The 21,722-nt window shown below is 65.7% G+C and carries 24 protein-coding genes; 9 read left to right on the forward strand and 15 right to left on the reverse strand.

The genetic code is table 11. The features are described from left to right. Nucleotides 1-12: 12 nt before the first annotated feature. A complete protein-coding gene (pdhA, locus tag ATI53_RS01875) occupies nt 13-1,035 on the reverse strand; it encodes a pyruvate dehydrogenase (acetyl-transferring) E1 component subunit alpha (protein WP_009506633.1) in 1,023 nt (340 codons plus the stop codon). Nucleotides 1,036-1,234: 199 nt separating this feature from the next. Between pdhA and ATI53_RS01880 the strand changes: the two genes are divergently transcribed. The 6 genes from ATI53_RS01880 to ATI53_RS01905 all read left to right on the forward strand — a co-directional run bounded on the left by ATI53_RS01880 (nt 1,235) and on the right by ATI53_RS01905 (nt 6,466). Next, a complete protein-coding gene (locus ATI53_RS01880; RefSeq protein WP_111549606.1) occupies nt 1,235-1,873 on the forward strand; it encodes a helix-turn-helix domain-containing protein in 639 nt (212 codons plus the stop codon). After that, nucleotides 1,870-2,406 (forward strand): GNAT family N-acetyltransferase, encoded by a 537-nt coding sequence (locus tag ATI53_RS01885; protein ID WP_009506629.1) that lies wholly within the window; start codon nt 1,870-1,872, stop codon nt 2,404-2,406. The genes ATI53_RS01880 and ATI53_RS01885 overlap by 4 nt, the downstream gene beginning before the upstream one ends. A 234-nt stretch (nt 2,407-2,640) precedes the next feature. Beyond that, nucleotides 2,641-3,708, forward strand: a complete 1,068-nt coding sequence (locus tag ATI53_RS01890) for an ABC transporter substrate-binding protein (protein ID WP_375342726.1) — start codon at nt 2,641-2,643, stop codon at nt 3,706-3,708. Between the two features lie 48 nt (nt 3,709-3,756). Next, nucleotides 3,757-4,635, forward strand: a complete 879-nt coding sequence (locus ATI53_RS01895) for an ABC transporter permease (protein ID WP_009506625.1) — start codon at nt 3,757-3,759, stop codon at nt 4,633-4,635. Beyond that, a complete protein-coding gene (locus ATI53_RS01900; RefSeq protein ID WP_009506623.1) occupies nt 4,632-5,420 on the forward strand; it encodes an ABC transporter permease in 789 nt (262 codons plus the stop codon). Before ATI53_RS01895 ends, ATI53_RS01900 begins: the two co-directional genes overlap by 4 nt. After that, nucleotides 5,420-6,466, forward strand: a complete 1,047-nt coding sequence (locus ATI53_RS01905; RefSeq protein ID WP_009506621.1) for an ABC transporter ATP-binding protein — start codon at nt 5,420-5,422, stop codon at nt 6,464-6,466. Before ATI53_RS01900 ends, ATI53_RS01905 begins: the two co-directional genes overlap by 1 nt. A 128-nt stretch (nt 6,467-6,594) precedes the next feature. On the opposite strand, the gene ATI53_RS01910 is transcribed toward ATI53_RS01905, so the two are convergent. Genes ATI53_RS01910 through ATI53_RS01930 form a run of 5 tightly spaced genes read right to left on the reverse strand, consistent with a single transcriptional unit; the run spans nt 6,595 to nt 11,204 of the window. Further along, nucleotides 6,595-7,119, reverse strand: coding sequence for an NADPH-dependent FMN reductase (locus ATI53_RS01910; protein ID WP_111549607.1), 525 nt, complete (start codon nt 7,117-7,119; stop codon nt 6,595-6,597). 50 nt (nt 7,120-7,169) lie between these two features. After that, nucleotides 7,170-8,483: an NtaA/DmoA family FMN-dependent monooxygenase gene (locus ATI53_RS01915; protein ID WP_111549608.1), complete on the reverse strand. Its 1,314-nt coding sequence runs from the start codon at nt 8,481-8,483 to the stop codon at nt 7,170-7,172. Nucleotides 8,484-8,506: 23 nt separating this feature from the next. Further along, on the reverse strand, nt 8,507-9,259 hold the full coding sequence (locus ATI53_RS01920) for an ABC transporter ATP-binding protein (RefSeq protein ID WP_009506616.1): 753 nt from the start codon (nt 9,257-9,259) through the stop codon (nt 8,507-8,509). Further along, on the reverse strand, nt 9,259-10,074 hold the full coding sequence (locus ATI53_RS01925; protein ID WP_111549609.1) for an ABC transporter permease: 816 nt from the start codon (nt 10,072-10,074) through the stop codon (nt 9,259-9,261). Before ATI53_RS01925 ends, ATI53_RS01920 begins: the two co-directional genes overlap by 1 nt. A gap of 47 nt (nt 10,075-10,121) precedes the next feature. Beyond that, on the reverse strand, nt 10,122-11,204 hold the full coding sequence (locus ATI53_RS01930) for a putative urea ABC transporter substrate-binding protein (protein WP_111549610.1): 1,083 nt from the start codon (nt 11,202-11,204) through the stop codon (nt 10,122-10,124). A 138-nt stretch (nt 11,205-11,342) separates the two neighbouring features. Here ATI53_RS01930 and ATI53_RS01935 point away from each other — a divergent pair, with 138 nt between their 5' ends. Beyond that, on the forward strand, nt 11,343-11,948 hold the full coding sequence (locus ATI53_RS01935) for a TetR/AcrR family transcriptional regulator (RefSeq protein ID WP_009506610.1): 606 nt from the start codon (nt 11,343-11,345) through the stop codon (nt 11,946-11,948). Nucleotides 11,949-11,950: 2 nt separating this feature from the next. Here the strand turns inward: ATI53_RS01935 and ATI53_RS01940 are convergent, their stop codons facing one another. Beyond that, nucleotides 11,951-12,604, reverse strand: coding sequence for a phosphoribosyltransferase (locus ATI53_RS01940; RefSeq protein WP_111549611.1), 654 nt, complete (start codon nt 12,602-12,604; stop codon nt 11,951-11,953). A gap of 45 nt (nt 12,605-12,649) precedes the next feature. Between ATI53_RS01940 and ATI53_RS01945 the strand changes: the two genes are divergently transcribed. Next, complete coding sequence (locus ATI53_RS01945) at nt 12,650-13,810, forward strand: M20 aminoacylase family protein (RefSeq protein ID WP_111549657.1); 1,161 nt, start codon at nt 12,650-12,652, stop codon at nt 13,808-13,810. On the opposite strand, the gene ATI53_RS01950 is transcribed toward ATI53_RS01945, so the two are convergent. The 8 genes from ATI53_RS01950 to ATI53_RS23780 are packed head-to-tail and all read right to left on the reverse strand — an operon-like array spanning nt 13,791 to nt 21,553. After that, nucleotides 13,791-15,533: an adenine deaminase gene (locus ATI53_RS01950; RefSeq protein WP_111549612.1), complete on the reverse strand. Its 1,743-nt coding sequence runs from the start codon at nt 15,531-15,533 to the stop codon at nt 13,791-13,793. The two genes, ATI53_RS01945 and ATI53_RS01950, sit on opposite strands and share 20 nt — an antisense overlap. Continuing rightward, a complete protein-coding gene (locus ATI53_RS01955) occupies nt 15,530-16,411 on the reverse strand; it encodes a nucleoside hydrolase (protein ID WP_111549613.1) in 882 nt (293 codons plus the stop codon). The genes ATI53_RS01950 and ATI53_RS01955 overlap by 4 nt, the downstream gene beginning before the upstream one ends. Continuing rightward, a complete protein-coding gene (locus ATI53_RS01960) occupies nt 16,412-17,371 on the reverse strand; it encodes an ABC transporter ATP-binding protein (RefSeq protein ID WP_111549614.1) in 960 nt (319 codons plus the stop codon). After that, a complete protein-coding gene (locus tag ATI53_RS01965) occupies nt 17,364-18,140 on the reverse strand; it encodes an ABC transporter permease (protein WP_009506599.1) in 777 nt (258 codons plus the stop codon). The genes ATI53_RS01960 and ATI53_RS01965 overlap by 8 nt, the downstream gene beginning before the upstream one ends. Further along, entirely contained in the window at nt 18,137-18,964 is an 828-nt protein-coding gene (locus tag ATI53_RS01970) for an ABC transporter permease (RefSeq protein ID WP_111549615.1), read from the reverse strand. Before ATI53_RS01970 ends, ATI53_RS01965 begins: the two co-directional genes overlap by 4 nt. Continuing rightward, a complete protein-coding gene (locus ATI53_RS01975; protein ID WP_111549616.1) occupies nt 18,965-19,993 on the reverse strand; it encodes an ABC transporter substrate-binding protein in 1,029 nt (342 codons plus the stop codon). Further along, entirely contained in the window at nt 19,990-21,336 is a 1,347-nt protein-coding gene (locus tag ATI53_RS01980; RefSeq protein WP_240778534.1) for an SDR family oxidoreductase, read from the reverse strand. The genes ATI53_RS01975 and ATI53_RS01980 overlap by 4 nt, the downstream gene beginning before the upstream one ends. Beyond that, complete coding sequence (locus ATI53_RS23780) at nt 21,254-21,553, reverse strand: SDR family NAD(P)-dependent oxidoreductase (protein WP_009506592.1); 300 nt, start codon at nt 21,551-21,553, stop codon at nt 21,254-21,256. The genes ATI53_RS01980 and ATI53_RS23780 overlap by 83 nt, the downstream gene beginning before the upstream one ends. On the opposite strand from ATI53_RS23780, the gene ATI53_RS23150 reads away from it, so the two are divergent. Then, on the forward strand, nt 21,552-21,713 hold the full coding sequence (locus tag ATI53_RS23150) for a hypothetical protein (protein ID WP_009506590.1): 162 nt from the start codon (nt 21,552-21,554) through the stop codon (nt 21,711-21,713). The two genes, ATI53_RS23780 and ATI53_RS23150, sit on opposite strands and share 2 nt — an antisense overlap. Nucleotides 21,714-21,722 lie beyond the last annotated feature (9 nt).

Consider the following 21,722-nt stretch of genomic DNA (forward strand, 5'->3'; position numbering starts at 1 on the left):
CGTCCTCCTGCCTCAGGCGTCGATCGCGTCGCCCTGGGGCACGTCATCGGAATAGATATCGGTCCATAGCTCTTCAAGCGCGGGCTCGGGGCTGTCCTTGGCGAACTCGGCCGAGGCGTTGACGATATCCTTGATCTCCTTGTCGATCGCTTTCAGATCGTCTTCGGAGGCGTGCCCGCCGGTCAGCAGCAGGTCGCGCACGTTCTGGATGGAATCGCGTTCCTCGCGCATCTTCTGCACTTCCTCGCGGGTCCGGTATTTCGCCGGGTCCGACATGGAATGGCCGCGATAGCGGTAGGTCTTGACCTCGAGGATATACGGGCCCTTGCCCTCGCGGCAATGCGCGACGGCCTTTTCGCCGGCGGCCTTGACCGCCAGCACATCCATGCCATCGACCAGTTCACCGGGAATGCCAAAGGGCGCGCCACGGGTGTAGATGTCTTCGCCGCTGGTGGATCGCTTTTGCGCGGTCCCCATGGCGTACTGGTTGTTTTCGATGACAAAGATCACCGGCAGCTTCCAGATCGACGCCATGTTGAAGGTCTCGTAAACTTGGCCTTGGTTCGCCGCGCCATCGCCGAAATAGGTGAATGTCACGCGGTCGTTTTCCAGATACCTGTCGGCAAAGGCAAGCCCCGCGCCAATCGGCACCTGCGCGCCCACGATGCCGTGCCCGCCGTAGAAATGCTTTTCCCGGCTGAACATGTGCATCGAGCCGCCCTTGCCCTTGCTGTAGCCGCCTTCGCGGCCCGTCAGCTCGGCCATGACGCCGTCGGGGTCCATTCCGCAGGCCAGCATGTGGCCGTGGTCGCGGTACGAGGTGACGCGCTTGTCGCCCTCGGAAGCGGCGGCCTCAAGGCCGACAACAACAGCCTCCTGACCGATGTAAAGGTGACAAAAGCCCCCGATAAGCCCCATGCCGTACAGCTGTCCCGCCTTCTCTTCGAAGCGGCGGATCAGCAGCATGTCGCGGTAGTATTGCCGCAGCTCATCAGGAGAGACATTCGGCTTGGCGCTGGATTTCCGGGCGGCCATGCGATTCCTCCCCAAGTAGTTTAGTGTTAAACTTTCCGCCAACCCTACCCAGCCCCGGCCCAAGTGTCAAAGGGCGCTTCCCTGGCATTGGTAAAAATCTCTGTGTGCGGGCGCGGCTGGCAGGCGATACGCGGCGCTTGCGGGGCGGGAGAAATCCGGCAATAATCCCGATATCAGGAAAAATTCTCGGAACAGACCAATGCCCGACGCCAAATCCGACGCTTCGCCAGACCCGTCGCCCGCCCCTTTGCCAGATCGCGCACCGGATCGCGCACCAGACCGCTCTCTGGCGCGTCTGACGGACCGCCTGTCCGACCGTCTGGCGCAATTGCGCGCGGGTCGCGGGATGACGCTGGACCAGCTGGCGCAGGCAAGCGGTGTCAGCCGCGCCGCGCTGTCACGGCTTGAAAAGGCCGAGGTCAGCCCAACCGCCGATGTGCTCGGCAGGCTGTGCACCGCCTATGGCATGACCATGTCGCGCCTGCTGGCGATGGTCGAGGATGGTTTTACCCCGCATGTGCGCAAGGCCGATCAGCCGGTCTGGACGGATGGCGGGTTTCAGCGGCGCGTGGCGTCTCCGGGCAATGCCGCGCTGGCCGCCGAGGTCATCGAATGCCGCCTCGAACCGGATACGCGCATCGCCTATGACGCGCCCCCGGTGCCGGATCTGGAACATCACCTGATGATGCAAAGCGGGCGCCTGACGGTGACGCTGGACGGGGTCGCGCATTCTCTGCGGCCCGGCGATGCGCTGCGATACCGGCTGTCGGGCGGATCGGTGTTCGAAACGCCCACGGAGAAGGGGGCCAAATATCTGCTGGTCCTCGTGACGCCGTGATCCGCGAACTGGACGCCGCCGGCGCCGCCGCGCATCTGCCCGACCTTGCGGGTACGCTGCACGCCTGTGTCGAAGACGGGGCCAGCGTCGGCTTCGTGATGCCGTTTTCGCCGGCCGGGGCCGAGGCGTTCTTTCGCGACTCGGTGCTGCCGTCGCTGGCGCGCGGGGGGCGGGTGATCTGGGGCGCGTTCGATGCGGGCCTGTTGGTGGGCACCGTACAGCTTGATCTTGAGATGATGCCGAACCAGCGTCACCGCGCCGAGGTCTGTAAGCTGCTGGTGCGCCCGTCCCATCGCCGCCGCGGTATCGCCCGCGCGCTGATGCAGGCGCTGCTGATGCGCGCGGATGCGGCGGACCGGACGCTTGTCACGCTGGACACCCGCTCGGGCGACGGGGCGCAGGCGCTTTATGCGGCATGCGGCTTTGACGTTGCCGGGGAAATTCCCGGTTTCGCGCTTGCGCCCGACGGCAGCGACAGGCGCGACGCCACGACCTATATGTACCGCAACGCCCCCGCGCGCGCGGCGCCCTGACTTCAGGCTTGCGCGCGCATATCCGAAACGGCGCGCTACGGAGCAGACAGCGCGAAATCGGGCAAGGTCAGTCTGCGTTGCAAAAAATTCTCTTGCGTCGACCGAAGGATCAATACCACTCTGCCCGCACGGCCAAGCTCCCGGATTGCAAAGAGGGGTTGGCACGAGGGTCCCGAATGCAATTCCTCAGGGGGAAAATTCATGAAAACGAAGTCGATTCTCAAGGCGACGGCGATGGCCGTGATCGTCGGCGGCACGCCGGTCTACGCACAGGACATGGATGCGCTGATCGCTGCCGCCACCGATGATGGGATGCTGTCGACCATCGCGCTTCCCCACAGCTGGTGCGGCTATGGTGACGTGATCGCCGGCTTCAAGGAAAAATACCCCGACATCGAGGTCAACGAACTGAACCCCGACGCCGGGTCCGCCGATGAACTGGAAGCGGTGCGCGCCAACCAGGGCAACACCGGCCCGCAGGCGCCCGATGTGCTGGACGTGGGCTTTGCCTTCGGCCCGCAGGCCAAGGACGAAGGCCTGACCATGGATTACAAGGTCGCCACCTGGGACACGATCCCCGACAGCGCCAAGGATGCCGATGGCCACTGGTACGGCGATTACTACGGCGTGCTGTCGTTTGTCGTGAACACCGATCTGGTCGATAACGTGCCCCAGGACTGGGAAGACCTGCTGAAACCCGAATACGCCAACGCCGTGGCGCTGGCAGGCGATCCGCGCGCGTCCAATCAGGCCATCCTTGCGGTCATGGCCGCCGGCATGGCGATGGGCGGCGAGGCCGGCACCGCGTCCGGTGAAGCCGGGCTAGAATTTTTCAGCAAACTCAGCGAAGCGGGCAATTTCGTGCCCGTGATCGGCAAGGCGGGTACGCTGGCGCAGGGCGCGACCCCGATCGTCATCGCGTGGGATTACAACGGCCTGGCCTGGCGCGACACGTTGGAAGGCAACCCGCCGCTGGAGGTGGTCGTGCCCGCCTCTGGCGTGGTCGCAGGTGTCTATGTGCAGGCGATCAGCGCCTACGCTCCCCAGCCCGATGCCGCCAAGCTGTGGATGGAATACCTTTATTCCGACGAAGGTCAGCTGGGCTGGCTGGAAGGCTACTGCCACCCGATCCGCTTCAACGATCTGGCGGCCAAGGGCGCCATCCCGCAGGAAATGCTGGACGCGCTGCCCCCCGCCGAAGCCTATGAACAGGCCGTCTTTCCCAGCCTTGACGAACAGGCCGCCAACAAGGAAGCCGTGACCGCCAATTGGGACAGCGTCGTCGGCGCGAACGTCCAGTAAGCCCATGCGCTCCGCCCGATGTCGTGTCGGGCGGGGCGCGCAAGCGATATGACAGCCCCCCCCCATACCCCCGCCCGCAAACCCGTGCTGCCGCTTGGCTGGCTCGGGTTGTTTCCGTTCGCCCTGTTCGCGCTGCTGTTCCTGATCCTGCCGACAATGAACATCGTGACCGGCGCGTTCCAGACCGCCGACGGTACGCCGACGTTGCAGAATATCGCCAACCTGTTCCAACCGTCGATCCTGTCGGCCTACTGGATTTCGATCCGCATTTCATTCGCCACCGCGCTGCTGGGCTGCCTGATCGGCTTTGGCATCGCCGCCGCCGTGACGCTGGGCAACCTTCCGGGCTGGCTGCGCGGTCCGGTGATGACATTTTCGGGGGTTGCGTCGAACTTCGCCGGTGTGCCCTTGTCATTTGCGTTCATCGCGACGCTGGGGCGGGTGGGGCTGGTCACGGTGCTGCTGCGCGAATGGTTCGGGTTGAACCTTTATAGCCTGGGATTCAACCTGCTCAGCTTCTGGGGGCTGACGCTGGTCTACCTGTTCTTTCAGATCCCGCTGATGGTGCTGATCGTCACCCCCGCGCTGGACGGTCTGCGCCGTGAATGGCGCGAGGCGTCCGATATCCTGGGTGCCACGGGCGGGCAATACTGGCGCATGGTTGCGCTGCCGATCCTGACACCGACGCTGCTGGGCACATTCGCGCTGCTCTTTGCCAATTCCTTTGGCGCGGTCGCCACCGCCTATGCGCTGACCGGATCGTCGTTGTCGATCGTACCCATCGTGCTGTTCGCCCAGATCCGCGGAGACGTGTTGCAAGACCCCCATCTTGGCTACGCGCTTGCGTTCGGCATGATCGTCGTCACCGGTATCGCCAACGGGCTGTATGTCTGGTTGCGCGCAAAAACCGAACGGTGGACGGTATGAAGCCCAAAGCCTGGTCCTGGCTGGTCTTTCTGCTGGGCTTTGCCTATTTCGCGCTGCCGCTGATCGGCACGCTGGAATTTTCGCTGCGAAAGCGGCGGGGGGAATACTCGCTGGATGCCTATGTCTGGGTGTTCGAGGATACCCAGTTTCGCGAAACCTTCGGCTATTCGGTGGTGATGGCGCTGCTGACCATCGTGTTCGGCATGCTGCTGGTGGTGCCGACCGCATATTGGGTGCGGCTGCGCTATCCGCGCCTGCGCCCGGTGGTCGAATTCATCACCCTGCTGCCGCTTGTCATCCCGCCGATCGTCATCGTATTCGGCTATATCCGGTTGTATAACACATCGTCCTTCCTGCCGATGACGGGTACGACCTTTGGCACCAATCTGCTTTTGATGTTCGGCTATGTGACGCTGTCATTGCCCTATATGTACCGCGCGGTGGATACCGGGCTGCGCACCATCGACGTGCGCACCCTGACCGAGGCCGCGCAAAGCCTCGGGGCAGGGTGGGTCACCATCATCGGGCGCATCATTCTGCCAAACGTGCTGATCGCGGTGATGTCGGGGGCGTTCGTGACCTTTGCCATCGTCATCGGGGAATTCGTGCTGGCAGCGCTGCTGAACCGCCCGGCGTTCGGGCCGTATATGCAGCTGATCGGGGCCAACCGGGCCTATGAACCGGCGGCTCTGGCCGTGATCGCCTTTACCATCACCTGGTTCTGCATCGGCCTGATGCAGGTCGCCAGCCGCATGACGCCGCAATCGCGCGCAAAGAGGTCCTGATGTCCTTTCTTCAACTCGATCAACTGCGCAAATCCTTCGGCGCCACGCAGGTGGTCAGGAACTTCGATCTCGAGATCGAACAGGGCGAATTCGTCTCGTTGCTTGGTCCGTCAGGATGCGGCAAGACCACGGTGTTGCGCATGATCGCCGGATTCGAGGCGCCGTCGCACGGGGCCATCCGGGTGGGCGGCGACGAGGTGACCCACAAGCGCCCCAACCAACGCAACGTGGGCATGGTGTTCCAGTCCTATGCGCTGTTTCCGAACCTCACCGTGGCGCAGAACGTTGCTTTCGGGCTGCGCGTCAAGGGCGCGGGCAAGGCGCAAAGAGCCGCGCGGGTGGCCGAGATGCTCTCGCTCGTGGGGCTGGTCGACTTCGGCAATCGCTACCCGTTCCAGCTGTCGGGGGGGCAGCAGCAGCGCGTGGCGCTGGCGCGTGCGCTGGCGGTACAGCCCAGGGTGCTGCTGCTGGATGAGCCGCTGTCGGCGCTTGATGCCAAGATCCGTGTCAGCCTGCGCGAGGAAATCCGAGAGATCCAGAAACGACTGGGCATCACCACGGTCTTCGTCACCCACGATCAGGAAGAGGCGCTGTCCATGTCGGATCGCATCGTGGTGATGAACGGAGGCGTGGCGCAGCAGGTCGGCACGCCGCATGAAATCTACTCCTCTCCGGCGAACCGGTTCGTGGCCGAATTTGTGGGGCGGCTGAATGTGCTTGACGCTGAGGTCACCGATCCGGCGACGGGCCGCGTCAGCGTCGGCGGAACCGAAATCTCCATGGGCAGGCCGCTTGGCGCGGGTACCGTCCCGCTGGCGCTGCGGCCCGAAGCGATCAGCCTCGGGCCGGCGCCCGGCCATGACGTCAGCTTTCGCGGCACCGTGGACGAGGTGCAGTTTCTCGGATCGGTGATCCGGGTGGGGACGCGGTTGGGCGCTGCGCAGGTTCTTCTGGATACCTTCAATCGAACCGGGCGCAAACCCCCGCGGCTTGGCGAAGAGCTGGAGTTCAGTTTTAGTTCCGTAGGGGTGATTCTGCTCGACTGAACCGGGGCACACCCGAAATTTCTTCGTCGAAGAAATTTCTTGTTCCCGCCCGCGTGCAAAAGTGCAGCGCAAGTGTCACCGCACCACGCCGGAGAAGTTTCTTCGTACGAAGAAACTTCGTCTTCCGCTCAGCCTTTCGCCAGGGCCAGGCCATGCGCCGCGCCAAGCAAGCGGAACCGCTCGCGATCGATAAAGTCTGCGGCCATCTCGTTCGGCTTGTCTAGCACGCTGCTGACCACATAAAGGCTGGCGGTAGGCATGGACGCGCCGAGCTCCTGCAACACGGGACGCAGCGTAAAATCCGGTGCCAGCGAATGCGCGTCCGATCCGGCGGTAAACACCGGGATCACCACCTGGCCCACCAGCGCGCCGGCGTTGAACTGATCCAGAAAGCTCTTGAGCAATCCTGTCATCGCGGCCTTGTAGGTCGGGGTGGCGAGGACTACGAAATCCGCCGCCAGCACCCTGGCTTTCAGCGCGCCCACATCGGGGTCGCCCCAGCCGAACAGGTTCGGCGCCAGTGTGGCGAGCTCGGCCACATCCGATGGCGGCGTGTCGTCCAGCAGCGCCGCCAGCGCCGCGCCAAGATCCCGCGCAAGCTGGCTGGTACGCCCTCCCGCAGACGGGTTTCCGGAAATGAGTTCGATGGTCATGTCGGTCCTATCTCAATTGACAAGGCAGGCCGAAACCCGCCCTGAAACGCTCAGAAATCGGTCAGGTTGTCGCGCAGCAGCTGGTGGGTGTATTCGGTCCTTACCAGCCCGCGGCGTTGCAACTCCGGTACCAGCCCGTCGGCAATCTCGATCAGATAGCGCCGGCCCACCCGCAGCACCGGGGTGGTCAGCAAGAAGCCGTCGCCGCCGATTTCGGCCATCGCCGCGCCCATCTTGTCGGCCACCGACGCCGGGGTGCCGATCAGTTCCAGCGAGGACACCAGCCCGCCGCCCTGCGCCGCTGCCAACTCGCGCAGCGTCTTGCCGCTGCCCCATTGCTGAAACTTGTCCAGCGTGCCGCTTTCGCCATTGGTTTCCAGCCTTTCGGGCAGGGGTTCATCCAGATCATACAGCGAGAAATCAATCTCGGTGATCGCGGAAATCGATGCCAGAACGTCGTTGCAGAAATGGTCCGAGGTGGTCTCGCGGACATATTTCGCCTGCGCGTCCTCTTCGGTTTCGCCCAGCGTGGGGGTGATGCAGAACAACACCTTGATCTCGTCGGGGGCGCGTCCCATCGCCGATGCGCGCGCGCGGATGTCATCGCGAAACGCCTTCATCCCGTCGACCCCGTTGGCCACCGACACGATCGCATCCGCGTGCCGCGCCGCGAAATCGCGTCCGCGCGGAGACGCCCCGGCCTGCACATAGACGGGGCGATGCTGCGGCGAGGGCACGGTGTTCAGCGGCCCGCGCACCTTGTAGTATTTGCCCTCGTGGTCGACAGAGCGCACCTTGTCGGCATCCGCGTAAATGCCCTTTTCGCGATCCAGCACCACCGCATCGGCATCCCAGCTGTCGAACAGCTTGTTCACCACGTCGATGTATTCATCCGCCATTTCATAGCGTTGCTCGCGCGGTGGCAGCTTGTCCATGCCGAAATTCTGTGCCGCCAGATCCTCGGCCGACGTCACCACGTTCCAGCCGAACCGCCCTCTGGTCAGGCTGTCGATGGTCGACGACAACCGCGCCAGCATGAACGGCGGATAGGCCATTGTCGACATGGTGGCGACCACCCCGATCCTGGACGTCGCCATGCCCATCGCCACCGCCAGCGGCGCCGGGTCGTGCTTGGGCGCCATCATGCCGTTGGCCAGCGAATACTTGCGGTCGGATCCGAAGGTTTCCGGCACCATCAGCTTGTCTTCGATCATCAGGAAATCGAAACAGGCGCGTTCCAGCGTCTGCGCCATCTCGATGTAGAACTGTCCGTCCCACGGATAGCCGCCCTGCCCGAAGGGCGCACGCCATTCATCGGGAGTGAAATTCATGAACCAGGCGAGGTGAAAGCGTTTGTCGGTCATATCGGGTTTCCTTGCTAGCAAGATCAGGCGGGTGCGCGGGCGATCTGCCGCGCAAGCCGGGGTTTTGCATCGAAATCGGTGGTGATGACGGACCCGTAGCGGTGCGGCGCATGCGGGTCGTGTCGGCGTTTTTCCACGGCGACGACGCGGGTGCCAAGGTGGAACGCCTCGGACAGGTCATGGGTGATCATCACCACCGTCATCTTGTGTTCGGCCCACAGCCCCAACACCAGTCGATGCATCGCGCGCCGGGTGGCGGGGTCGAGCGCGCCGAAGGGTTCGTCCAGCAACAGTACCTTGGGGTTCATCATCAGCGCCTGCGCGATGGCAAGCCGCTGCTGTTGTCCGCCCGACAGTTGGGCGGGGTACAGCGTGGCGTGATCACCCAGCCCGACGCGGTCCAGCATGTTTCGGGCGCGGGATTTCAGCGCGGCACGGGCGCGCCCCATCACGCGGCCGGTGAACGGGGCAGCGAGCCATTCCGGTCCGGTCATCACGTTGCGGATCACCGTGCGATGGGGCAGCACCGAATAGCGTTGGAACACCACGCCCCGGTCGGGCATCGGTTCTGCTGCGATGGGGGCGTCGTCGATCAGGATCCGCCCCGAGCTCGGGGCCTCCTGACTGAGCAGCATCCGAAGCAGGGTGGTCTTGCCCGCCCCCGAAGGGCCGACGACTGCCAGAAATTCATTGTCCTCGATGGTCAGCGAGACGTTTTCCAGAACCACGGTCTCGCCATAGCTCTTGGACACGTTGTCCAGGCGGATCACGGCCATCATCCGCCCTCCTTGAAGCGTGTCCAGGGAATGGCGTCATGCGCCTGGCGCAGCGCGTAATCCATCGCAAAGGCCAGCAGCGTGATCCACAGCACATAGGGCAGGATCACATCCATCGCGAGGTAGCGGCGCACCAGAAAGATGCGATAGCCAAGGCCGGCCTCGGCGGTGATCGCCTCGGCCGCGATGACGAACAGCCATGCTGCCCCCAGCGACAGCCGCACCGATGAAATCAGCCGCGCAAACACCTGCGGCAGTACCAGCCCCAGAATCATCTGCCAGCTCGATGCCCCCAGGGTCTGCGCCTTGACGATCTGTTCGCGCGGAATTTCGGCCACCCGCAGCATCACGTCGCGCAGGATGAACGGGGCGATGCCGAACACGATCAGCACGGTTTTCGACAGCTCGCCCAGCCCGAACAGGATGAACAGGATCGGCAGCACCGCCAGCGGCGGGATCAGCGAAAGCGCCGCGAAGAACGGCTCGAACAGCGCGCGCAGACAGGGGATGAACCCGACCGGCACGCCCAGCCCCAGCCCGATCACGGCGGAAATCCCAAGGCCGACGCCAAGCCGCGCAAGGCTGGCCCAGGTGTCCGCCCAGAACAGCCGGGCGCCGGTGGCCCGGTCGATGTCGAACATCAGTCGCGACATGGCCGAGGTGATCGCATTCAGCCCCGGCATCAGCTTGTCGGGTCCGTCTGCGCCCCGCGCGTCGGCGGCAATGGCATAGATGGCAACAGCCAGAATGAAAGGCAGCGCGCCCAGCAGAATCTTCATCCTGCGCGAGGGATGCCGGTTGATCAAGCGGCGCATGGAATGTCCTTGCACGGGGCGCCCCGGCACAGGGGCGCCCATAGGGGTCAGATGTCGCCTGCCGCGGCCATCCCGGCAAAGCTGGAGTCAAGGCGCAGCTTGACGTTTTCGGGATCGCCCAGCGTGGTGCCGCCGACCTCGATGCCGATCTCGTCAACCGACGCGGCGCCCGCGCCGAACAGGCCTTCGTCAAAGCTGAAGGTGCGCACCTTGTCCATGATCCGAACCGAGCTTTCGGCGTTCAGAAAATCCGCCGCATCGCCGGGGGTGTAGAAGAAATGCGTCTGGTCGACCTGGCCGGCAAAGCCCGCGATGTCGGTGCCCATGGCCGATGCCATGATCTCGTGCATCGGCCCGTCCCTGGTGTCTTCGCCGTGCATGACCGCCATTGCCTCGTACCAGGCGCCAGTGAGGGCCTTGCCGAACTCGGGGTGCTCGGCCAGCGTGTCGGTGCGGGCGATGAACACGTCCATGATTTCGCCGGGGATCTGGGAGCTGTCGAACAGCACCCTGGTTTCGGGCACCTGGTCCAGCATTTCGGCCACGATCGGGTTCCAGCTTGCGGCGTTGCGCATGCTGTCCTGCGTGATGTAGGCCGCGCCGATTTCCGCATCCGAGATGTTGACGGTCTTGACCCGCCACGGCGCGTCGATGCCGGCCTCGGCCAAGGCGCGGTTCAGCAGGTAGTGCGAGACCGAATATTGCAGCAGGTAAACCTCGTCATCCAGCAGCCCCTCGACGCTGTCCACGCTGCGCGACAGCAGCGCGTCGTTGCCATTGGAATAGTCGGTTACAAGAAAGATCGACGTGTCGACCCCGCCCGCCGCCGGCATGGTCAGCGCGTCCATTCCCGCCACGGCGACCGCGTCCAGCTCGCCCGCGATGAACTGGTTGATAGAGCCCACATAATCGTTGATCTGGATCAGCTCGACGTCGATGCCGAATTTTTCACCCCAGGCATCCATCAGCCCCTCGGCCTTCATGTAGGCCAGCGGCATGAAGCCGACATAGACCACATAACCCACCTTGAACGTGTTTTTTTCCCGCGCCTGGGCAGCGGCGGGGTCGGGGGCGGCAAAGCCGATGGCCGCGGCGATGCCAAGCAGGGCCAGGGTCTTGGGGAAGCGCATGTGGGGTCTCCGGGGTGGGTGTTGACGTGGTGGGCTGGGTCAACTGGGCGGGGCAATGATTGCGAAATCAAGCTTTTCCCGCACATGTTTTCCCTGCTACCAATCGTATGATGAGTAATTTGGCAGAGGCCCGTCAGAATGGCGAAAACCGCGAAACGGCAGCGCATGCACCCGCAGGCGCGCCGCGGGCAAATCCTTGAGACGATGCTGGCCCTGTGCGAGCATCAGCATTTCGCCGCCATCCCCATGCGGCGGCTGGCGGCGGATTGCGGGGTCAACATGGCGCTGCTGTATCACTACTTTGACAGCAAGGAGGCGCTGGTGCTGGCCGCGCTGCGCCATGCCATCGACGATTTCATCGTCCTGTTCGAGGATCTGACGGTCGACGACACCGCCCCCCTGGGCGCGGCGGATGCGTGGTTTCAGGCCAATATCGACGCGGCGCCGCGCCTTGTGCGCATGGTCAAGCTGATGAACGATTTCGCTTCGGACGGGCACCGCGACCCAAAGGCTTCGGCGATGGTCGATGAATTTTACGCCCGCGAACGGGATACCCTGCGCGACGCCATCCAGCGCGGTATTGCCGAGGGGCGGTTCCGGGCGCTGGACGCGGATCGCACCGCGCGGCTGACTTCGATCGCCTTTGACGGCATCTTCTTTGGAGGACCGGCGCGGGGCGATTACGATTTCGCGGGCAACCTGCGCGATCTGCGCGACCACCTGCTGGCGACGCTGGCGCCCTGACCTCAGGTGTTCTCGCACCAGCCGCCGCCGGGGGCGGGGGTCAGCAGCGGCGTGTCGAACACGCCTTCCAGCGGGGCCTGGGTCAAGGTCCGCCAGCGGTCGGTCTGGCGCATCGCGACGCCCATCGCCACCGGCGCGCAGTCGATGGCATTCAACAGCGACAGCCCGGCGCGCATCGACGCGCCCGAACTGGCCACATCGTCGATCAGCGCGACCCGTCGCCCCTGGATCAGCGGCAGCATGCGCGGATCCACATACAGGCGTTTGTCCGCCCCCGGCGAGGTGATCGAGGACATCGGCACCGACAGCGCCTCGTCGTACCAGAACTTGCGCGATGTCCCCAGCGGCACCATCCGTGCATGGCCCAGCCGGGCGGCGACCGCGCGCGCAAGGCCCAGGCCCAGCGTCGGCAGGCCCACGATCACCTCGGGCGCATGGCGGCGCAGGCCCTCGGCAAGCTGGTGGGCCAGCGTTTCCTCGACCTCGAACGACGCCTGGTTGAGGATGAGCGAGGCGATCCCCTTGCCATCCGTCAGCGTGCGGATCGGCAACCACAGCACCCGCCCGTCGGGCATGCGCGCCGGGTAGCGGTCGTTCCAGGGGGCGGGGGGCGGTGGGCCGGGGGAAAAGGTCTGCCAGAACTCATGGGGGTGCATGGTTTTGCCTTTCGGGGGATGCGCCGCAGGGCTAGCATGGGCGCCATGACGTTGCATCCCGATTTCGATCTCCCCGGCCTCACGGCGCTTCGGCGCGACCTTCACGCCCACCCCGAACTGGGGTTCGAGGAACACCGGACCTCGGCCATCGTGGCGGACCGCCTGCGCGCGCTGGGGCTTGAGGTGACGACCGGCATCGCCGGAACCGGCGTGGTGGGCACCTTGCGGGGGGGCAACGGCGCGATTGGGCTGCGCGCCGATATGGATGCGCTGGCAATGCCGGAAACCTCGGGCAAGCCCTGGGCATCGACGGTGCCCGGCCAGATGCATGCCTGCGGGCACGACGGGCACACCTGCATGTTGCTGGGCGCGGCCGAGGTGCTGGCCAGGGTCCCGCCCGCGATCACCGTGCATTTCATCTTTCAACCCGCCGAAGAAGGGCGCGGCGGCGCCAGAGCCATGGTCGATGACGGGCTGTTCGCCCGCTTTCCCTGCGACATGGTGTTCGGCCTGCACAACATGCCGGGGCTGGAGCCGGGCGAGATGGCGGTGGTCGAAGGCCCGCAGCTTGCCAGTTCCGACAGCTGGACGCTGACCCTGACCGGCACCGGCACCCATGGCGCCAAACCGCATCTGGGGCGCGATCCGATCCCGGCGGCGGGGATGTTTCTGGGCGCGCTGCAAACGGTAACGGGGCGCATCGTCGATCCGTTGCAACCCGCCGTGGTCAGCGCCTGTTCGCTGCGCGCGGGCGATCCCAAGGCGCTGAACGTGATCCCCGATATGGTTCAGATCGGCGGCACGGCGCGCGCCTACACGCCGCAAGTGCGCGACCAGCTGGAACAGGGCATCGGGCAACTGGCACAGGGGTGCGCGCAGGCGCAGGGGTTGAGGGCGGACTACAACTTTATCCGCCGCATCCCGCCGGTGGTGAACGAACGATCAGCGACGCGGATGGCGCTGGGTGCGGCGCGCGCGGCGGTGGCACAGGTGCGCACGGATTTTCCGCCATCCACCGCGGGCGACGATTTCGCCTTTTTCGCGAACGAGGTGCCGGGGGCCTATGTCTGGCTGGGCAACGGCCCCGCGCGCGATGGGGCGCTGCATCACAACACCGGCTATGATTTCAACGACGACGCCCTGCCGCACGGGGTCGCGTTCTGGGTCGCGCTGGCGCGGCAGGCCGCTACAGCAAAGGCGGGCTGAGCAACCGCCCCGCCTGCGGATCGGCAATGCCCAGATCGGTCTGGTGCGGCCCCTTGTTGCAGGCCAGCGTCGCGCCGACGAGCGCCTTGAACACCAGGTAGGGTGGCTGCCAGTCGACCACCGCATCCATCGCGGCGCGCAGTGCCACTAGCTGTGCCGCAACCTCTGCCAGTGGCGCCTCCGACACCAGCCCGGCTACGGGCAGGGGCAACAGCGCCGTCACCTTGCCCTGCACGGCAACGGCCATGCCGCCGCCGCAGGCGACGAGCGCATTGGCCGCCGCCGCCATGTCGATGGGGTCGGCACCGAAGACCGTCAGGTTATGGCTGTCATGGCTGACCGTGGTGGCAAACGCCCCGCGCCAATCGCCCCAGCCGGTCAGCAGCCCCACCCGAGGCACCACCGGCACGCGCCCGTGCCGGTGCAGCACCGCGATGCGGGTCGCCCCCCGGGGCAGCACAATGCGACCGCTCTCGACGGGGGCCGAGATTTCGGACCATCGCGTGAACCGCGGCCGGTCGATGGCCGCCAGCCGCGCGGTCTTGCCCGTGGCGGCAATGTCGAACGCCTCGGGCGTGACGGGACCCAGCGCCATGCTGTTTCGCAGTCGCGGCGGCATCGCCAGCGGTTCGGGCTGGCGCAGGGGGGCACCGTCGATCAGCACGGTTTCGGCGCGAAAATCCTTCAGCGAGCGGGTCAGCACCAGATCCGCGCGCCGCCCCGGCGCCACCAGCCCCAGATCGCCGCGCCCCAGTTTCCGGGCCGCGTTATACGTTGCCGCCTGCAACGCGCGCAGCGGGGGCAGGCCGTAGCGGATCATCCGGCGCAGCATGTCGTCCAACCCACCTGCGTTCGCCAGTTCATCGGGGAAGGTATCATCGGTGCACAGCGTCAGCGTGGGCGGGCAGTGGGGCAGCGCCGCCAGCGCCAGCGCGATGTCGGGCAGCAGGTGGTCGTGCGAGCCGCGCAGTTCGATCCACAGCCCGGCGCGCAGCTTTTCCATCAGGTCGTCGGCGCTGGTGAGTTCGTGGTCCGAGCCGATTCCGGCGGTGACAAAGGCCTGCAGTTCGGCCCCCGTCAGCCCGCGCGCATGGCCGCAGACCGGCTTGCCCGAGGCCAGCGCCGCCGTCAGGATGCCGCGCATCCGGGGGGCGCGCGAAATGACGGCGCCCATGTCCATGACCTCGGCGAGCCCGTGCATGTCGTCGCGTGCCAGCAGCCCGGCGATCACGTTGCCATCGAAATCCGCGCCGGCGGTTTCGTAGCCCGGCGCCGAGGGCACGCAGGACGGCACCAGCGGCAACAGGCGTGCGCAGGCGTTGGCGGCGGCGCGCGCGGCATAGTCCACCCCGTCGGTCCCGGCCACATTGGCGAATTCATGCGGATCCCACACCAGCGTCGTCACGCCGCGCGGAGCGACATGGGCGGCGTAGGTTTCGGGCGTGACCATCGAGCTTTCGACATGCATATGCGTGTCGATCAGCCCCGGTGTCACGATCATGCCAGCCGCGTCGATCACCCCTGCCGCATCCGTGCGGGTGCCCGGCGCATGAACCGACGCGATCAGGGCGCCGACAAGGCCGATATCGGCGGCGCGCAATTCCTGCATCACCGGATCGGCGATGCGCGCGCCGGTGAGGAGCAGGTCAAAGCGGCACTCGCCGCGCGCCGCTGCAATGGCGCGGTCGCGCAGGTCCGGAGTATCCAGGTCGCTGGGTGTCATATGGCCTCGGCATCGGGAACCAGAAGCGCCGAGAGGCACAGCCTGCGTACCGCCGCGGTGTCCAGATCGGTGATGACGCGGTGCACGCCATGTGGTGCGGTTCGGGTCTGGCCCAGACGTTCGGCATCGTGCAGTTCCACCGTCAACGACACGTCGGACAAGGTGAACAGATCGGGCGCCACCAACAGCGCGGCGGCGACCGGATCGTACAGCGCCATACCCGGACGGCCCCGCGTCAGACCGATGTCCAGGTAGCCCCCCATCAGGTCCTGCAAGGGTTGCGCCAGACGCGCAATATCCGTTTCCCGGATCTGTACGCGGCGGCAGGGTTCCAGATCGACCATGTCGATCGGGATGCCGCGCGACAGCAGCACGGCCAGCGCCTCGGGGTCGGCGAGCGCGTTGAATTCGGCGTGCTCGGAATGGTTGCCGCGCCCGGTGGCGCCCCCCATCCATGTGATGCACCCGATGTGCGCGGCCAGGTCGGGATGCGCCAGCACCAGCGTCGCAAGGTTCGTCAGCGGCCCCAGGGCCAGGATCTGCGCGTTGCCGCGCGCCCCAAGCCACCGGGCCAATGCAGGCAGAGCCGCGCCCAGTGCCCGGTCGGGCACCGGCGCCAGACGTTCCCCGCGGGTGGGCTGGCCATCGGGGCCAAGGATGTCTTTGGCTGTCTCGATTCCGCCAAGGATGGCGCAATCGGCGCCCTGCACCGGCTCCGGCCAGCCAAAGGCGGCACAGGCCGCCAGTGCATTGGCGCGCACGCCAGGCATTTCGGCGCAGCCGAACACCAGGCTGATGCCGTCGATCCCCAGCCGTTGCGCCAGCAGCAGCGCGGCAAGGTCATCGACCCCCATGTCCGTATCGACCCAGAGTCCCATTCAGCCCAGCCTTTCCAGTCGCACCGCGCGATCCTGCGGCAGATCAAAGGCGACCTTTTCGCCCAGGGTCAAGGCTTGCGCACTGGCGGGGGTATCCGCCTTGATCCGGCCCAGGGCGCTTTCGATGATGTATTCGCGCCGCTCGCCGGCAAAGGCGGTGCCGCGCACGGTGCCCTCGTGCGGGCCCGTTCCCAGCACGACGGCCCCTGGGCGCCACGCCAGCCCGCCGCCCGCGTCATCGGGCAGGATGGTTTCAAACCCGACGAAATCGGCGGCAAAACCCGTCACCGGCGCGGAATAGATCTGTTCCGGCGTGCCGACCTGTTCGATGGCCCCTCCGTTCATCAGCACGATGCGATCCGACAGCGCCAGCGCCTCGGACTGGTCATGGGTGACGAAGACCATTGTGATGCCGGTTTCCTTCTGCACCCGCTGCAGTTCCATGCGCATGTCCAGCCGCAGCCGCGCATCGAGATTCGACAGCGGCTCATCCAGCAACAGCACCTTGGGCTGCATCACGAGGGAACGCGCCAGCGCGACGCGCTGTTGCTGCCCGCCGGACAGATCGCGGGGGGCACGGTCGGCAAAGGCGTCAAGCCCCACGGTGGCCAGCCCGTCGCGGACCCTGGCATCCAGACCGGCCTCGCCGCGCAGCCGCAGGCCAAAGGCGATGTTTTCATAGACGGACAGGTGCGGGAACAGCGCGTAGCTTTGAAACACCAGCCCCACCTCGCGCCTGGACGGGGGCAGGCGGGTCACATCGCGCCCGTCGATGCTGATGCGCCCGGCGCGCGGCGTCATCAGCCCGGCGATGGCGCGCATGGTGGTGGTCTTGCCACAGCCCGACGGCCCCAGCAGCGACACCAGCTCTCCCCGCGCGATCGACAGGTTCAGCGCCTCGACCGCAACCGTGTTGCCATAGGCGAGGGTCAGCCCTTCAAGCGAAACAAAATCAGACATATTTCGAAAATCCAAGAAAGCGTTCGGCCATCAGGATGATGCCGATGGACAGGAACGCCAGCAGCGCGGCAAGGGCGGCGACGGACGGGTCATAGTTGATTTCCATATAGGCGATCATGTCGATGGGCAGGGTGCGGATGCCCGGCCCCGACAGGAACAGCGACACCGGCACCTGATTGAACGAGGTCACGAACCCAAGGATGAAGGCCGCCAGAATGCCGCCCCGGATGTTGGGCAGCACCACCTTGGTGACGGCCTGTATGCGGGTGCAGCCAAGGATCAGCGCCGCCTCTTCCATATCTGCCCTCAGGTTCTGCATGGATGCCGACACCACGCGTACCGCATAGGGCAGCACCAGCGCGGTATGCGCCAGAAACAGCGCCGCGAGCATTCCCAGACCCGTGGGCAGCACAAGGTAGCGCAGCAGGGCAAGGCCCACGATGATCCCCGGCACGATGATGGGCGAGGACACGATCAGGCGCACCGCCTCTGCGCCCGGCACATCGTAGCGGGTCAGCGCATAGCTGGCGGGAATGCCAAGCGCCAGCGCCGCGGCGGTGCCGCCGATGGCCAGAAACATCGACACGCCAAAGCTTTCGCGAAAGCTGTCGATGGTGAACACCTTGGCGTACCATTTCAGCGACAGCCCGTCGGGGGGAAAGGCCAGCGCGTTGCCCGCCGACAGCGACGCCGCGATGATGATCAGGAACGGCCCGATCAGAAAGGTCAGCGTGATCCCGAGGATCACCCAGCTTGGCAGGCGGGTCATCGGCGCGTCCTTGCGGTTGCCATGCGTTTCAGCAGCACATTGGCGGAAAACGCCATGACGATCAGGATCATCGCGATCACACTTGCCGAGGCGAAGTCATTGGCGACGCTAACACGCTGATACAACAGCGTTTCAAGCATCAGAACCTTGGATCCGCCAAGGATCGCTGGCGTGATATAGGCGGTCATCGAGCCGGTGAACACCAGCGTGCCGCCGACCACCAGCCCCTCGCGGGTCAGCGGCAGGATCACCTTGAAGAACACCTGCACCCAGTTCGCCCCCAGCACGCGGGCCGCCGGCACCGCATCGCGGGGCATGTTTTCCATCGCACTGACCAGGCTGATGATCATCAGCGGCAGGAACAGCTGCAACAGCCCGATGAACACGGCGGTTTCGGTGAACAGCAGCCTGAGCGGCGTGTCCATCAGCCCCGATCCCACAAGGATCTGGTTCACGAAGCCGGTCCGCCCCAGGATCACCAGCCACGCGTAGGTGCGCGCCACGGGCGAGATCATCAGCGGCAGCGTCACCATGGCGAACATTCGGCCCCGTGACGCCGGCGGCAGCGAGACGATGGCGAATGCGGTGGCATAGCCGATCACCGCCGACACCCCCGCGACCAAAGCGGCCAGTTTCAGCGTGCGCAGCATCACCACGCGGTTGCGTCCGCTGGCGAAGAAATCGAAATAAGGGGTCAGCGACCAGCCATCGGCGTTGCGGAATCCTTCGGACAAAAGGATGCACACAGGGACCAGAAAGAGCGCCGCGGCGAAGATCGCCGCGGGCATGGCAAGGGCCAGGCCAATGCGCCTGTCCTCGAACATTTATTTCATCACCTTGCTGTTCCACTGGTCCAGCCAGGTTTCGCGCTGGTCCAGGATCACATCGGGCGGAAGCAGCTTGAGCGAGGCCACCGTTTCGGCGCCATAGGTCAGGTTGTCGGCGATCTCGTCCGAAACCACGACCTCGGCGTTGGCGGGGCTGTCCACCAGCGCCTCGGCAAGCTTGGTCTGCACCTCGGTCGACAGCCAGAAATCCATGAATCGGGTCGCCAGGTCTTCGTTGCCGTTGTTCGCGGTCATCACCATGACGTTCATGCCGCCGGTCTGGCCTTCGGTCGGGGTCGCCCAGGCCATCGACAGACCGTTGTCCTTGAAGCTGGCCCACGCAAAGCGACCCACGGGCGCGGCCCAGATCTCTTCTTGCTGCATCAACTGCGCCAGCTGCGACGAGCGGACGTAGAATGTAACGATGTCATCGGCGTGCGCGGCGACCTCTTCGATGGGCGCGCTCAGGCTGTAATCCGCATCGCCCATGGCCTCACCGATCATGTACAGCGCGGGCGGGCCCTGGTTGGTGGTGACGTCGGGCAGGGCCACATTGCCGGCCAGCTCGGGCGACAGAAGGTCGGCCCAGCTTTCCACGGTGACCTTGTCGGACCGGTAGACGATGGACGTGGCATAGAACGTGTAGCCAACGCCAAGGTTGTCCCCCAGCGGGTCCTTGGCGATGTCATACAGCTTGTCGTGGTTTTTCAGGCTGGTCACGTCGATGGGCGCCAGCAGCCCCTTGCGGGCGGCGCCAAGCGCGTCATGGGTCGACAGCACGGCCATGTCGATGACGGGGGCGTCCTTGTTGGCCTCGATCTTGGCAAGGCGTTCGACGGAGTTGCCGGTTTCCACCACGATCTCGCAATCGCAGATTTCCATGAACGGGTCGTAGACGATTTCCTGAAACTCATCCTGGGCAAAGCTGTAGACCGAAATGGTCAGCGTGCCTTCGGCCAGGGCGGCGGCGGGCAGCAGCGCGGCGCCAAGGGCGGCGGCGCCGACGCGGGATCGTTTGGCGGTCATGCGGGGGTCTCCTTGTCGGGGTGGGTCGTGTCGGGGTGGGTCGTGGTTGATCCCCGCCTCAGCAATTGCACCGGAACGGTGCGGGGCGGCAGGGCGGGGTGGGAATCCAGCTGCGCGGCAAGACGGCCAAGCGCACCCGAAGCGATGGCGCGCAGATCCTGCGCCACCGTGGTCAGCCCCGGCGCGACAAGCGCCGAGAACGCGTGATTGTCAAAGCCGGTCACCGCCATGTCGCGGGGCAGGCGCAGCCCGGCGGCCTGAAGCCGGGTCAGCAGCGGCAGCGCGATCAGGTCGGACGTGGTGGCGATGGCGGTGATGCCCTGCGCGGCCAGCGTCTCGGGCGGGGGCAGCGGGGCATCATCCAGCCAATGCACCGGAGTGTCGCCCCCGGTCGCATGGGTCATACCGGCAATCCGGTCGGTTTGCACATGTGAGCTAGGGCTCTGGCCGACTAGCAGAATGCGCGCGTGGCCTTGCGCGCGCAAATGGGCGATGACCAGCCGCCCGCCCGCGATGTGATCGGCGCAGATGCTGTTGGCGGGGTTCGAGGTGGCGTCAATCACCGCCATCGGCACGCCCAGCGTGGGCACCCGCGTGCCCCGACGCGGCACCAGCACCAGCGCATCGGCGCCCTGGCGCACAAGCCGGTCGAGCGCGGCGTCCTGCGCTTCGTTCGTGCCGCGACTGTCGGCAATCAGCACGCCTTGACCGCGCGCCTGTGCCTCGGCCTCGATGGCCTGGGCCAAGGCGGGGAACAGCGGGTTGGCGATGTCGGGCAGGACCAGCCCGATGACGCCGCTGCGCCCGGTGCGCAAGGCCCGCGCGCTGGGCGAGGGGGCATAACCCTGCCGGTCGGCCTCATGCCGGATACGCGACTTGAGCGCCTCGGACACGCGCCCCTTTCCGGACAGCGCATTTGACACCGTGGCAATCGACACCCCCATGGAGCGTGCAATATCGTGAATGGTCGCCGTCATGCCATCCCGTCTGGTTAATCGTTTAATCAGACGATGGTGCCACAGTGTCACCCGGTTCAAGGCCCGTTCTGTGCAAACAGCGGTTATTCTGCGTGCCCTCCCCAGGACTGCCCCGGAAACGGGCGCCAGCGCGGCTCTGGGCATGGCGCTGCCGCCGTTGGCGCCAAAGCAGTGCCCGGTGATGAATCCTGCCTCGGAATCGGACAGGAAACGGACCATGGCGGCGATGTCATCGGGGTGCCCGTAGCGCGCGAGGGGCGAGGTAAGGTCCATGGCGATCTGCTCAGGGCTCATGCTGGTGGGGCTGGTCATGTCGGTCGCAATCGGACCCGGCGCGACGGCGTTGACCAGAATGCCGGAGGCCAGTTCGCGGGCAAGCGCCTTGGTCCACTGACAGGATCGCGCCCTTGGAGACGCAATAGGCAACCAGATCCTCACGCCCGAGCAGCGCAAGCTCGGACGCGAAATTCACGATGCGCCCCTCGTGGCTGCGCCGGGCAAATTCGCGGCGGTTCAGGAAACACCCACGCAGGTTCACGGCGATCACCCGGTCGAAATCCGCCGCTTCGGTGTCCGCAAGCATGAGCAAGGTCGCTCTGTCCTCCGCAAAGGCGCGGGCGACCTTGGGCGGCAGGATCGACTATGACGACAGGGGGCAGCGCGTGCTGGCGACCAGCGCCTCTGCCGGCATCGGCTTTGCCGTCGCCCGCCTGTTGCGCTTTGCGATGACGCCACCGGCCTAAATTTTTTAT

The organism is Salipiger aestuarii (assembly GCF_003259905.1).
Taxonomy (GTDB): Bacteria; Pseudomonadota; Alphaproteobacteria; order Rhodobacterales; family Rhodobacteraceae; genus Salipiger; species Salipiger aestuarii.

Bases quoted from the DNA above. Each gene is read 5' to 3' on its own strand.
- ATI53_RS01970 (WP_111549615.1), bottom strand. From the start codon at position 18,964: ATGTTCGAGGACAGGCGCATTGGCCTGGCCCTTGCCATGCCCGCGGCG.
- ATI53_RS01915 (WP_111549608.1), bottom strand. From the start codon at position 8,483: ATGACCGACAAACGCTTTCACCTCGCCTGGTTCATGAATTTCACTCCC.
- ATI53_RS01905 (WP_009506621.1), top strand. From the start codon at position 5,420: ATGTCCTTTCTTCAACTCGATCAACTGCGCAAATCCTTCGGCGCCACG.
- ATI53_RS01945 (WP_111549657.1), top strand. From the start codon at position 12,650: ATGACGTTGCATCCCGATTTCGATCTCCCCGGCCTCACGGCGCTTCGG.
- ATI53_RS01880 (WP_111549606.1), top strand. From the start codon at position 1,235: ATGCCCGACGCCAAATCCGACGCTTCGCCAGACCCGTCGCCCGCCCCT.
- ATI53_RS01900 (WP_009506623.1), top strand. From the start codon at position 4,632: ATGAAGCCCAAAGCCTGGTCCTGGCTGGTCTTTCTGCTGGGCTTTGCC.
- ATI53_RS01975 (WP_111549616.1), bottom strand. From the start codon at position 19,993: ATGACCGCCAAACGATCCCGCGTCGGCGCCGCCGCCCTTGGCGCCGCG.
- ATI53_RS01940 (WP_111549611.1), bottom strand. From the start codon at position 12,604: ATGCACCCCCATGAGTTCTGGCAGACCTTTTCCCCCGGCCCACCGCCC.
- ATI53_RS01955 (WP_111549613.1), bottom strand. From the start codon at position 16,411: ATGGGACTCTGGGTCGATACGGACATGGGGGTCGATGACCTTGCCGCG.
- ATI53_RS01950 (WP_111549612.1), bottom strand. From the start codon at position 15,533: ATGACACCCAGCGACCTGGATACTCCGGACCTGCGCGACCGCGCCATT.
- ATI53_RS01930 (WP_111549610.1), bottom strand. From the start codon at position 11,204: ATGCGCTTCCCCAAGACCCTGGCCCTGCTTGGCATCGCCGCGGCCATC.
- ATI53_RS01910 (WP_111549607.1), bottom strand. From the start codon at position 7,119: ATGACCATCGAACTCATTTCCGGAAACCCGTCTGCGGGAGGGCGTACC.
- ATI53_RS01890 (WP_375342726.1), top strand. From the start codon at position 2,641: ATGGCCGTGATCGTCGGCGGCACGCCGGTCTACGCACAGGACATGGAT.
- ATI53_RS23150 (WP_009506590.1), top strand. From the start codon at position 21,552: ATGAGCAAGGTCGCTCTGTCCTCCGCAAAGGCGCGGGCGACCTTGGGC.
- ATI53_RS23780 (WP_009506592.1), bottom strand. From the start codon at position 21,553: ATGCTTGCGGACACCGAAGCGGCGGATTTCGACCGGGTGATCGCCGTG.
- ATI53_RS01935 (WP_009506610.1), top strand. From the start codon at position 11,343: ATGGCGAAAACCGCGAAACGGCAGCGCATGCACCCGCAGGCGCGCCGC.
- pdhA (WP_009506633.1), bottom strand. From the start codon at position 1,035: ATGGCCGCCCGGAAATCCAGCGCCAAGCCGAATGTCTCTCCTGATGAG.
- ATI53_RS01965 (WP_009506599.1), bottom strand. From the start codon at position 18,140: ATGACCCGCCTGCCAAGCTGGGTGATCCTCGGGATCACGCTGACCTTT.
- ATI53_RS01925 (WP_111549609.1), bottom strand. From the start codon at position 10,074: ATGCGCCGCTTGATCAACCGGCATCCCTCGCGCAGGATGAAGATTCTG.
- ATI53_RS01895 (WP_009506625.1), top strand. From the start codon at position 3,757: ATGACAGCCCCCCCCCATACCCCCGCCCGCAAACCCGTGCTGCCGCTT.
- ATI53_RS01920 (WP_009506616.1), bottom strand. From the start codon at position 9,259: ATGGCCGTGATCCGCCTGGACAACGTGTCCAAGAGCTATGGCGAGACC.
- ATI53_RS01960 (WP_111549614.1), bottom strand. From the start codon at position 17,371: ATGTCTGATTTTGTTTCGCTTGAAGGGCTGACCCTCGCCTATGGCAAC.